The organism is Parabacteroides faecis, from assembly GCF_014647375.1.
GTDB classification, from domain to species: Bacteria; Bacteroidota; Bacteroidia; order Bacteroidales; family Tannerellaceae; genus Parabacteroides; species Parabacteroides faecis.
Window position 1 is genome coordinate 70,663 of the sequence record NZ_BMPB01000010.1, and the last position, 12,213, is coordinate 82,875.

Consider the following 12,213-nt stretch of genomic DNA (forward strand, 5'->3'; position numbering starts at 1 on the left):
ATAGAATATGAAACTGAAATATATCTTACCCGTATTGATAAGTGCGTTTTCCATGACATCATGTAATGATTTCCTGGACAGGGAACCGCTGGACAATATTACGCCTGAAGCTTTTTTCTGGAGCGAAAGCGATCTGGCTGCCTATACGATCAAACAATATAGTTTTACCACACATGACGGCTGGAATCTGGGTACATGGAAAAATGATAACGATACCGATAATCAGGTGACAGGTTCTTTCAACAGCCGTTGGGTTCCTGGCGAATGGAGAGTGAACGAATCTTTTTCTACCCGGGGTGACGATCCGTGGAATTTCGATAAAATAAGGAATCTGAATTATTTCCTTGAAATAGCGGTACCCCGCTGGAAAAACGGTGAAATAAACGGGACGGAAACCAATATCAAACATTATATCGGGGAGGCTTATTTTATGCGTGCCTGGCAGTATCTGAGCAAACTTCAGACATTGGGTGATTTTCCGATTGTCCGTAACACGTTGCCGGACGAACAACAGGCTTTGACGGAAGCCAGTTACCGGCGTCCGAGAAATGAAGTAGCCCGCTTTATTATTTCTGATCTGGATTCTGCGATCATGCTGATGAATAATAGCCCGGTCGGAGGTAAAAACCGGATTACCCGTAATGCCGCTTTATTGGTAAAATCGAGAGCAGCGCTCTTTGAAGCAAGTTGGGAAACTTACCATAAAGGGACGAACCGCGTTCCCGGTGGACCTGGTTGGCCCGGAGCTTCTACTGCTTATTTGAAAGATTATACAATTAATATCGATAGTGAAATCTCTTATTTCCTGGATGAGGCGATGAAAGCAGCTGAGGAGGTGGCCGATAATGTTTCTTTGACCATGAATAATTTCGGAGAAAAGCTGGATAATCCGTATTATGCACAGTTTGCTGCGGAAAATATGGAAGGATACGAGGAGATATTACTCTGGCGGGCTTATGATATGGAATATAAGGAGAAGCATTCAGCCGGTTATTATTTGCAGCGTGGAGGAGGAAATTCGGGTTTTACCAGGGATTTCGTGGAAACATTCCTTTGTGAGGATGGCCTTCCGATTTATGCTTCTTCCAAATATGTGGGTGATAATACGATCGCAGATGTGAAGGCGAACCGTGATTTCCGTTTGCAATTGTTTATGAAAGAGCCGGGCGAGTTGTTGAGTGAGTTGTCGGATGTCGATACATTCGGGTATCCGGATATTCTGGCCAAACAGGAGGTTCGTGCCGTAACCGGTTATTGCCTGCGTAAGGGGATGCCGCATACATGGTATCGTGACGGGGATTATTGTGTGGAAGGGTCACATGTATTCCGTGCGGTAGAAGCCTATCTTAATTATATCGAGGCTTCCTGCATGAAGAACGGCGGAAGTAGTATCGACAGCAAAGCGGATTCTTACTGGAAAGCTATTCGTGAACGTGTTGGTCTTCCGGTGAATTATCAGCAGACAGTAGCAGCTACTGACCTGGTAAAGGAAAAGGACTGGGCTGTATATTCCGGTGGTCAGCCTGTTTCTAAATTGCTGTACAATATCCGTCGTGAACGTCGTTGTGAATTAATGGAAGAAGGCTTCCGTATGAACGATTTGAAACGCTGGAGAGCATTAGACCAGGTAAAAAATTATCAGGTGGAAGGTTTCAAATTGTGGGGATCTATGCAGCATGAATATGTGGATAACCAGGGAAATTCGACTTTGATACCGGAAGGTACGGAAGGAAAGACGGCTAATGTTTCCAGCCAGAAGAACAGTTTCTATTTACGTCCTTACCAGATCATTAAAACGTCCAACCTTGTTTACGACGGATATAATTGGTGTGATGCTCATTACCTGAGCCCGATCGCCATGCAACATTTCCGCATTACGGCTACTGATCCTGAAAACGGAGAAACTTCTGTGATCTATCAGAACCCGGGATGGCCGTTGAAAGCAAATGCCGGTGCAATCGGTTATTGATAAATAGGAATAAAAATAGGATTTAATTAAGACCAGTTTGGTGAGAAGCATTTATTTGCCGGATTACCAAACTGGTTTTTTATTGAGTAATTTGTATAAAATAGAAAGTGTATGATCAAATATTGGATATTGATTTTTGCCGCGTTATTTGCATTGGTCTATCCGTTGCAGGCTCAATTGAGTGAACCGTTGCCATTTATGACTACTTCTTCTCCGGTAGCAGCGAGAATAGTAGACTATGAGATGAAAGATACAGTGACCGCTCCGGCAGCATTAATCCGTCTGCCGAACCGGAAAATAGCTTATATGGTCCGGCAGAATGGTCGGTTGGCTCCATTTTTCCTGAAAGCGATAGAGACCGGGTATTGGGATACCCGTTATGAAAAAGAGACAAATTATGATTCTGTCTTCGCTGATATGAAGGAGATGGGAGCTAATACGGCTTATGTGATGTTGCATTGGGAAGACATCGAGCCGGCAGATAATCGGTTTGACTACCGTTTCGCCGATGAAATTGTTGCTGCCGCCCAAAGACAGGAATTGAAAATCGGTTGGGTATTGTTTTTACATGCACAGAAGGAGAGAGTGCCGACCCTCAATCCCGAAACGGCCTGGACATTTCATCTGGACGACAGGGATTCTTCCAATTATACGATGCAATGGGTGAAACGGGATGGCGTACTTTATTCGAATATCCGGGATATACTGACCTACGGTGTCCGTCCCCTTCATGTATATGGTCATAAGGAGGTTTTTTACCGGATAAGAAGAATGCTTTATAATCTGGCTGTCCATTATAAAGATGATGAGACGGTTATCGGGGTACAACTGGGGAATGAGGAAGGTTTCAGTTTTCTGGATGAGAGTGATTTCAATCCGGTAACGGCTGAATTATTTGAAGAGTGGAAACTGAAAACCAACAAAACCGATTATGTACAGTTTAAAAAGGAGGCCATCGACTGGTGGTGGCAACAGTTTACTTCCGCTTACCATGAAGGAGATCCCTATAAGATATTATCTTTCAACCTGGATGCCGGACAGGCAGAAGCCGGTGATCCGGAGCGTGTTCGAATGACGGGAACGAGTGCGGCTACCTATGCGGACGGAAACCTGGATGCGATCGGTACGATGTTTTATAAAAACTGGGGGTATAAAGCGATAGCTGGGATCGATCATCGCTATAATGATTCGTATAATTATAAACTGCCCATATTGATCCCTTCCGAGATCGGTATAGGACATTTCAATACATCTGTCAATTTTCGTCACTTTGTAATTCATTCCCTGGAAAGGGCGGCACAGGGTTTTGGGGTCTACTGTTACGGGGAAGTAAGGAAAGAACTGATGGAATTGAAACCGGTCAGGGATGATCTTGTCGGGATGTTTGAAGCCATATCCCGGAATGAGGATATTATTTATGAAGGATTACCGGGGCCGGGATTTGTGCGTTGTGAGGTCGGTATTCCGGGTGTACAGGTCAGCCATTTGAATGTGGATGGTCGGGAGACTTTGGCGATGGTTTATTTCCCGGAAGCAAAATCTTTTGCAGACAGTGAATTGGCATCTATGGAAACTATGAAAATTAAACTGGATTGTACGGCCCGAGTATCGGGAACCTATAAGATTCAGGTTTATAAGAATGGAGAAAATATAAATGATCTTTCTATTTCGTTACAGGAAGCTGATTCTGAGTCGATGGAAATTAAGGATGTGAGAAAAGAAGATATTCTTTTTATCTCGGTCCGGGAACATTTTCCTTTGAACTAGACGGATTTGAATTCTTATATCATTCTATATGGTCTAAATAACGTATCTTTGGGTTGAAAAATAACATTAGATTTAAAATAACTGTAAGAAATGAAAACACAACTCGTATTATGCATAGGCGGAACTTTGTTGACCGGATTTTCTGCCTGTAAAAAAGAAGCACCGGCGGAGGGGAGGCCTGTGAATGTTATCTATATCCTGGCTGATGACCTGGGCTACGGAGATATAGGCTGTTACGGACAGCAAAAGATCAAGACTCCTAATATCGACAGGATGGCACAGGAAGGTATGTTGTTTACCCAGCATTATGCCGGTTGTACGGTTAGTGCCCCTTCCCGTTGTTCCTTGATGACGGGGTTGCATACCGGCCATTCGCAGATCCGCGGTAATAAAGAGATCAAACCGGAAGGACAGCAACCGATGACTGAAGATACTTATACTTTGGGGAAACTGATGAAGTCGGCAGGATATACGACCGGGATTTTTGGTAAATGGGGACTGGGCTATCCCGGTTCGACCTCTGTTCCGGCAAATATGGGGTTCGATGAGTTTTTCGGTTATAACTGCCAGCGTCAGGCACATTCTTATTATCCGGACCATCTGTGGCATAACAACGACACTGTATTTCTGCATGAGAACGATAATGAAGGAAGAAAAATCTATTCACAGGATTTGATCCATGAACAGGCTTTAAAGTTTATCCGGGATAATAAGGATAAACCTTTCTATGCAATGCTTACTTACACCTTACCGCATGCGGAATTGAATTTGCCGCATGATTCTATTTATCAAATGTATGAAAATGCATTTGAAGAAGTCCCTTATGATGGGAAGATGGGATATCATCCGTCGGAAAAACCTTATGCTTCCTTTGCCGCTATGGTCACGAGACTGGATAAATATGTCGGTGATGTGATGGCAGAGTTGAAAGAACTGGGGCTGGATAAGAATACAATTGTTATTTTTACCAGCGATAATGGTCCTCACAGGGAAGGTGGTGCAAATCCTGATTATTTCCGGAGTTACGGTCCGCTGAAAGGTGTAAAAAGGGATGTTTACGAAGGAGGTATCCGGGTGCCGATGATAGCCTGGGGGCCTGAAAAGATCAAAGCTGGCGTGAAAAGTGAGCATATCAGTGCATTCTGGGATGTAATGCCGACCTTGGCAGAGCTGACAGGGGTAACCTTACCGGAGGCTGGCGACGGAATCTCTTTCCTGCCAACCTTATTGTCGGAAGGGGAACAGAAGCAACACGATTATTTATATTGGGAATTTCATGAACTGAATGGGCGCGAAGCTTTACGCAGTGGAAACTGGAAACTGATCCGTCAACCGGTTGTTGGCGAAACCATCCTGGAACTCTATGATTTGAGTTCAGATATCCATGAGGATAATAACCTGTCTCAGCAGAATCCGGAGAAAGTGAAAGAATTGGAAGTGTTAATGGACGGTGCACGGACAGAATCACCATTATTTAATTTCGGAAAATAAAGAACAAACTAAAATACAAATGAGAAAATTAATTGGTTATATTTTATTAAGTCTGATCTGCCTGCCGGTATTGGCTGCTTATCAACCTGAGTTTTCAACAGCCGGTTTCTTCCGGATGAAAAACTCCGGACGTGACGTTTATTCCATGAATCCGGCATGGCGATTTTACAAAGGGGCTGCTGAGGGGGCGGATGCGAAAGAGTTTAATGATAAAGACTGGACAGTCGTATCTTTGCCGCACGGTATTGAATACCTCCCGACAGAGGCAAGCGGTTGCATTAACTATCAGGGGGAAGTGTGGTATCGTAAGCATTTTACACCCGATGCAGCTTTGAAAGGAAAGAAACTTTTCCTGCATTTTGAAGCGATCATGGGGAAAAGTAAAGTCTTCGTAAACGGTAAACTGCTGACGGAACATTTCGGAGGTTACCTGCCGGTCATAGTCGATGTGACAGACGCATTAGACTGGAGCGGTGAGAATGTGATTGCCGTATGGACAGACAATAGCGACGATCCGTCCTATCCTCCCGGAAAAGCGCAGGATGTATTGGACTATACCTATTTCGGAGGGATCTACCGTGATTGTTGGCTGGTGTCTCATAATAATATTTTTATAACCGATCCGAATTATGAAAATGAAATAGCTGGAGGAGGTTTATTTGTCGCTTTCGATAAGGTTTCAGATACATCTGCTGAGGTTTTGCTGCAATTGCAGGTACGTAACGAGACGAAGAAAGCGTTTACAGGTGTGGTAGAATACGAATTGCAGCAACCGGACGGTAAACAGGTTGCTTTTCTGAATGATAAAGTGAAGATCAAACCGGGCAAAACTGTAACCAGCTCCGATAAACTGTTGGTACAGCAACCGATGTTATGGACACCCTCTACACCGACCTTATATAACTTATTGGTGCGTGTGCGTGACGAACAAGGGAATGTGATTGACGGTTATCGTCGCCGTATCGGTATCCGTAGTATCGAGTTCAAAGGAAAAGACGGTTTCTGGCTGAACGGTAAACCGTATGAGAAGCCGTTGATCGGAGCGAACCGCCATCAGGACTTTGCCGTTGTCGGCAATGCGGTTGCCAACAGTATTCATTGGCGGGATGCAAAAAAGCTGAAAGATGTCGGCATGGAAGTGATCCGTAATGCCCATTGCCCGCAAGATCCCGCCTTTATGGATGCCTGCGACGAGCTGGGATTGTTCGTGATCGTCAATACGCCGGGTTGGCAATTCTGGAACGATGCACCCGAATTTGCGCAACGTGTCTATAGCGATATCCGTAATCTGGTGCGCCGTGACCGTAACTATGCTTGTGTCTGGTTGTGGGAACCGATCCTGAATGAGACCTGGTATCCGGCTGACTTTGCCAAGAATACTAACGATATCGTACATGCTGAATATCCTTACCCATCCTGCTATTGCGGTAGTGACAGTGAGGCACGTGGTCACGAAGTCTTTCCGGTACTTTTTGCTCATCCTCAGAATGCAGATAAGGAATGGGCGATAAAAGAATTGGATCCGTCAAAAACCTATTTTACCCGCGAATGGGGAGATAATGTGGATGACTGGAATTCGCATAACTCTCCCAGTCGTGTTGCCCGTAACTGGGGTGAACAGGCGATGTTGATACAGGCGCAGCATTATGCTTCACCTTCCTATCCTTATACCAGTTATGATGCGTTGTTTCAGACTTCCCGTCAGCATGTAGGCGGTTGCCTCTGGCATTCGTTCGATCATCAGCGCGGTTATCATCCCGATCCTTTTTACGGAGGTATCATGGATGTGTTTCGTCAGCCCAAGTATTCATACTATATGTTCAAGGCTCAACGTCCGCCTGTTAAAAGCGACCTGATCGCAGAAACTGGGCCGATGGTATTTATTGCCAATGAAATGACTCCGTTCTCAGGTAAAGATGTCATGGTTTATTCCAACTGTGATGAGGTACGTCTGACCTTTAATAAAGATGGCAAAACATCCACTTATAAGAGAGACAAGGGATGGCAAGGAATGCCGTCGCCGGTAATCACTTTCCCCGATATGTATGATTTTATGGTAGACAAGGCTCTGTCGAGAGACAGGAAACAGGAGGATGTCTATTTACTGGCAGAAGGTCTGATAGATGGAAAAGTGGTTGCTACCCATAAAGTAACGCCTGCCCGCCGCGCGGAGAAACTGTTGCTCTGGGTAGATAACGAGGGTACGAACCTGGAGGCAAACGGCTCTGACTTTGTAACAGTAGTTGCAGCTATTGCCGATAAACAAGGTAACATTAAGCGTTTGAACAATTATTTCATCAAGTTCCATATCGAAGGTGAAGGACGTATTTTGGGAAGTGCCGATATTATGGCGAATCCGGCTCCGGTGAAATGGGGAACTGCCCCGGTACTGGTACAGTCTACTTTGAAACCGGGGAAGATCAAAGTGATGGCCAGTGTTCTGATGGAAGGCTCCCAGATGCCGATCAGCGCAGAGCTTGAACTGGAAAGTACTCCGGCTGTTTATCCCTTAGTCTATAATCAATCGGAAGCCGTTCTTATACCTCTGACTGTAACCGGTAAAACAGATGTACAAATGAGCAAATCATCAGCCGAACGTGAAGTAGAACGTCTTCAGAAAGAACTGAATGCTTTGAAACTGAAGGAGGTTGAAAGACAGCAGACCGAATTTGGAGAAAAGAGGTAATTGATATAAAGTATGAAATTTATCAAAAGTTTGCCTTAATTTTGTAGCAACAAATAAAGGCAAACTTTTTTATACCAGAGAACGAATGAAACTGAATAAGATTCCGCATACTTATACAATTATATCTGTTGTAATCCTGATATGTGCCGCCCTTTCCTGGATTATTCCTGCTGGTGAATACTCCCGGGAAATACGGGTGGTCAACGGTACGGAACGTACGGTTATTGTAGATAACTCCTTTCATGCAGTCGATCCCGCCCCGCAGAGCTGGCAGGTTTTCGGTGTGTTACTGGAAGGATTCGAGAAACAGGCAGGTATCATAGCTTTTCTGTTGATTATCGGAGGAGCTTTCCAGATTATGAACAGTAGCCGGGCAATCGATACCGGGATACTATCTTTTTTACGGAGTTCGCGTAAAGTGGAGAAATATGGGCTGTTTCGCATGGTCGGAGTGAATAATGTGGTGATATCCTTGATTATAATCCTATTCAGTTTGTTCGGAGCCGTATTCGGCATGAGTGAGGAGACGCTTGCATTTGTTATAATTATTGTGCCGCTTGCCATTTCGATGGGATATGATTCTATTACGGGACTTTGTATGGTCTATGTGGCAGCACATGTGGGGTTTTCGGGAGCAATCCTGAATCCGTTTACAATCGGTATAGCACAGGGTTTGTCGGACTTGCCGCTGTTTTCCGGTTTCGGTTACCGGTTGTTTTGCTGGGTGGTGCTCACTTCCATTCTGATCGTTATCGTTCTTCGTTATGCAGCCAGGGTGAAAAAGAACCCGAAATTGTCTCCTATGTATGAGGCGGATGCTTACTGGAGGGAGAAAGGTGAAGTTTCTTCCGAAGAGGTTCCGGAGGAAAAGACAACCCGTTCGGCCTGGATTGTCTACTTGTTATTATTACTTTCATTGATCGGCTTTTCGATATATTATCCTTCTACCACCTTTGAAGTCGGAGAGAGTGCTGTTAGTTTTCCGGCAGTACCGGTGTTTACCGCCTTTTTTGCTTTGACCGGCTGGTTGGGATTGCGCAAATCGAATCAGTTCTTTATTTTGAATCTGCTTGGTTATACCATTGTCTTTCTGGTAGTAGGTGTGATGGGGTATGGATGGTATCTGATGGAAATATCCGCAATCTTCCTGGCAATGGGACTTCTATCCGGATTTGCCAATAACGAGGGAGCTGACGGGATCATTAGCCAGTTTCTTACCGGAGCCAAAGATATGCTTTCGGCTGCCCTGGTAGTCGGGCTGGCAGGTGGAATTATCCAGATTTTGCAGGATGGGCATATTATCGATCCGATCCTGCATAGTATGGCGGCTTTGATGGGGGAGGCTGGAAAGATTGCTTCTCTGGGTGTTATGTATCTGATCCAGACAACGATCAATATTATTATTCCTTCCGGTTCGGCGAAGGCGGCATTGACTATGCCGATTATGGCACCATTCTCGGATGTGATCGGTATTTCCCGTCAGGCAACAGTGCTGGCGTTTCAGTTCGGTGACGGGTTTACCAATATGATCACACCTACTTCCGGTGTTTTGATGGGGGCGCTTGGTTTGGCTCGCATCCCTTATGAAATATGGGTGAAGTGGTTCTTCCGTATTCTTATACTGTTTATTTTGCTGGGAATGTTATTGTTAATTCCTACGGTTTTGATACCTTTGGATGGATTCTAATCACTTATTCTAAAATACTGCGATATGAAAAAAAGCTTTTTAGGGCTGTTAGCCTGCCTGGGCATGATGATTGCCTTACCGTGTTGCGAACCGTCGCCTGCCGAATGGAAATTAGTTTGGGAAGATAATTTCGACCAGGCTGATAGTTTTGATCCTGCCTCCTGGAGTAAGATTCCCCGGGGTACATCCGACTGGAATAATTATATGTCTGACTTCGATTCCTGTTATGCGATGCGTGACGGTAAGTTGGTATTGCGAGGACTGGTCAATTATAGCCTGCCGACCGATACGGCACCGTATGTGACCGGTGGCGTTTATACAAAAGATAAGGTCGGATTCAATAACGGCCGCCTCGAAATCCATGCCAAACTGAATGGAGCGACCGGTGCCTGGCCTGCTTTCTGGTTATTGCCGCAGGATGCCAAATGGCCCGGAGGTGGTGAGATCGATATCATGGAACGTCTGAATAATGATAGTATCGCTTATCAGACAGTCCATTCTCATTATACATTTAATCTGGGGATCAAAGACAATCCCAAACAAGGAAGTACCGGCGTTATCGACCCGAATGATTTCAATACCTACACGGTAGAAATGTATGCGGACAGCCTGGTGTTTTTTATCAATGATACCCGTACATTCGCTTATCCGCGGATCGAAACAGAAAAGGAAGGACAGTATCCGTTCAATGACAGTCAGTTCTATTTGTTGTTGGATATGCAGCTTGGCGGAAGTTGGGTTGGTGCCGTTGATCCGGAAGACTTGCCGGTAGAAATGGAGATAGATTGGGTTCGTTTCTATCAAAAGCAGTGAAAGTTTTTAGTTAATTATTTGGCGTAAGACAACAGTATTGTTGTATAAAAAGTTTACCTTTAGTGCGCAAATAATATTTAAATGTATAAAATTTTACTGTAATGATTGGATCTATTATTCAATTGGCATTGAGTGTACTGATGATTGTCAGTATGTGGAAGATTTTTGAAACTTTCGGCCAAAAGGGATGGGCTTGCATCATTCCGTTCTACAACATCATCGTGATGTTGCGTATTGTAAAATGGGAACCGGTTAAATTCTGGTTTTTCCTGATTCCTATTTATAACATTTATCTCTCCTTTCTGCTGTATAGAGATATAGCTGCAAAGTATGGTAAAGGTGACAATGCGTACGCTGTAGGTTTACTTTTGTTACCGTTTATTTTCTTCCCATTACTGGCGTTCAAAGAAACTCCGATTGCGGAAACTGTAGAGTAAAGAAGTATTTGAGGGTACAGAAAAGCCTTTCGTCTCGGATGAAAGGCTTTTTTTATATTCTTATATCTGTATAAAAGAATAAATCGCCGTTGTTAAATAAAACATCGTATCTTTGGCGTTTGTTATACGACTAAAGATACAATTGCTATGTTAGATATACAGTCTATCCGGAAAGATTTTCCAATACTGGAACATAAAATATACGATAAGCCGCTCATTTACTTCGATAACGGTGCTACTACGCAAAAGCCTCGCCAGGTAGTGGAAAAGATTGAAAGCGGTTATTATAATGTAAATGCCAACATTCACCGCGGGGTACATTTTTTGAGCCAGGCGGCAACCGAAGCACATGAAGATGCACGTAAAACCGTCCAGTCTTTCCTGAACGCACGTTCATCTAACGAGATCATTTTCACACGTGGTACAACAGAAGCGATCAACCTGATAGCTTCCAGTTTTACTGATGAATGTATGTCGGCAGGAGATGAAGTGATCGTTTCGGTAATGGAGCATCATTCCAATATCGTACCCTGGCAGATACAGGCGGCACGCAAAGGAATTGTATTGAAGGTCATTCCGATGAATGAAAAGGGAGAACTGGATATGGAAGCATTCCGTGGGTTATTTTCTGAACGTACGAGGTTGGTTTCCGTTACACATGTATCGAATGTGCTGGGGACTATTAATCCGGTGAAAGAGATCATCGAAGAAGCGCATAACCATGAGGTGCCGGTATTGATCGACGGGGCGCAGGCTGTTCCTCATCTGACAGTCGATGTGCAGGACCTGGATGCTGAGTTTTATGTTTTTTCCGGACATAAGGTGTATGGTCCGACAGGTATCGGTGTATTATATGGGAAAGAAGAATGGCTGGATAAATTACCTCCTTACCAGGGTGGTGGCGAGATGATTGCGACTGTCTCGTTCGAGAAGACTGTTTTTAATGAATTACCGTTTAAGTTCGAAGCCGGTACACCCGATTATATCGGTAGTACAGCATTGGCGGAAGCCTTACGTTATGTGAATCGGCTGGGCATGCAGAATATTGCTGCTTATGAGGACGAGTTATTGCGCTATGCAACTGAAAAGTTGAACGATATAGATGGTATGCGTATTTTCGGTCAGGCGGATCATAAAGGCGCTGTCCTGTCTTTTCTGGTGGGAAATATTCATCATTATGATATGGGGATGTTGTTAGATCGTTTGGGGATCGCTGTCCGTACCGGGCATCATTGTGCACAGCCTTTGATGCAGGCATTGGGGATTGAAGGTACTGTACGTGCTTCTTTTTCTTTCTATAATACGAAAGAAGAAATCGATACTTTTGCCGCCGGGATAGAACGTGTTAAAAAAATGTTTTGAT

8 protein-coding genes are annotated in these 12,213 nt (G+C 44.3%); all 8 read left to right on the forward strand.

All coding sequences use genetic code 11. The annotated features are described in order from the left end of the window. The first annotated feature begins 7 nt into the window (after nt 1–7). The 8 genes from IEY67_RS15520 (at nt 8) to IEY67_RS15555 (ending at nt 12,212) form a co-directional block, all read left to right on the forward strand. The gene (locus IEY67_RS15520) at nt 8–1,969 is read left to right on the forward strand and encodes a RagB/SusD family nutrient uptake outer membrane protein (protein ID WP_183668586.1); all 1,962 of its coding nucleotides are present in this window, start codon (nt 8–10) and stop codon (nt 1,967–1,969) included. A 111-nt stretch (nt 1,970–2,080) separates the two neighbouring features. Further along, complete coding sequence (locus tag IEY67_RS15525; protein ID WP_183668588.1) at nt 2,081–3,736, forward strand: glycoside hydrolase 5 family protein; 1,656 nt, start codon at nt 2,081–2,083, stop codon at nt 3,734–3,736. 90 nt (nt 3,737–3,826) lie between these two features. Beyond that, nucleotides 3,827–5,227 carry an arylsulfatase gene (locus IEY67_RS15530; RefSeq protein WP_183668591.1) on the forward strand — a complete coding sequence of 467 codons (1,401 nt, stop codon included), beginning with the start codon at nt 3,827–3,829 and terminating at the stop codon, nt 5,225–5,227. Between the two features lie 19 nt (nt 5,228–5,246). After that, nucleotides 5,247–7,913 carry a glycoside hydrolase family 2 protein gene (locus tag IEY67_RS15535; RefSeq protein WP_183668593.1) on the forward strand — a complete coding sequence of 889 codons (2,667 nt, stop codon included), beginning with the start codon at nt 5,247–5,249 and terminating at the stop codon, nt 7,911–7,913. A gap of 85 nt (nt 7,914–7,998) precedes the next feature. Then, nucleotides 7,999–9,600, forward strand: a complete 1,602-nt coding sequence (locus IEY67_RS15540) for a YfcC family protein (RefSeq protein WP_183668595.1) — start codon at nt 7,999–8,001, stop codon at nt 9,598–9,600. Between the two features lie 24 nt (nt 9,601–9,624). Further along, nucleotides 9,625–10,413, forward strand: a complete 789-nt coding sequence (locus tag IEY67_RS15545) for a glycoside hydrolase family 16 protein (RefSeq protein WP_183668597.1) — start codon at nt 9,625–9,627, stop codon at nt 10,411–10,413. A gap of 101 nt (nt 10,414–10,514) precedes the next feature. After that, nucleotides 10,515–10,850, forward strand: coding sequence for a DUF5684 domain-containing protein (locus IEY67_RS15550; protein WP_122356481.1), 336 nt, complete (start codon nt 10,515–10,517; stop codon nt 10,848–10,850). 147 nt (nt 10,851–10,997) lie between these two features. Continuing rightward, a complete protein-coding gene (locus IEY67_RS15555) occupies nt 10,998–12,212 on the forward strand; it encodes an aminotransferase class V-fold PLP-dependent enzyme (RefSeq protein WP_183668599.1) in 1,215 nt (404 codons plus the stop codon). The last annotated feature ends 1 nt before the right edge of the window (nt 12,213 follow it).

What these genes read in the sequence shown, in the direction of transcription:
- IEY67_RS15520 (WP_183668586.1), top strand. Translation starts at nt 8, where the DNA reads ATGAAACTGAAATATATCTTACCCGTATTGATAAGTGCGTTTTCCATG.
- IEY67_RS15525 (WP_183668588.1), top strand. Translation starts at nt 2,081, where the DNA reads ATGATCAAATATTGGATATTGATTTTTGCCGCGTTATTTGCATTGGTC.
- IEY67_RS15530 (WP_183668591.1), top strand. Translation starts at nt 3,827, where the DNA reads ATGAAAACACAACTCGTATTATGCATAGGCGGAACTTTGTTGACCGGA.
- IEY67_RS15535 (WP_183668593.1), top strand. Translation starts at nt 5,247, where the DNA reads ATGAGAAAATTAATTGGTTATATTTTATTAAGTCTGATCTGCCTGCCG.
- IEY67_RS15540 (WP_183668595.1), top strand. Translation starts at nt 7,999, where the DNA reads ATGAAACTGAATAAGATTCCGCATACTTATACAATTATATCTGTTGTA.
- IEY67_RS15545 (WP_183668597.1), top strand. Translation starts at nt 9,625, where the DNA reads ATGAAAAAAAGCTTTTTAGGGCTGTTAGCCTGCCTGGGCATGATGATT.
- IEY67_RS15550 (WP_122356481.1), top strand. Translation starts at nt 10,515, where the DNA reads ATGATTGGATCTATTATTCAATTGGCATTGAGTGTACTGATGATTGTC.
- IEY67_RS15555 (WP_183668599.1), top strand. Translation starts at nt 10,998, where the DNA reads ATGTTAGATATACAGTCTATCCGGAAAGATTTTCCAATACTGGAACAT.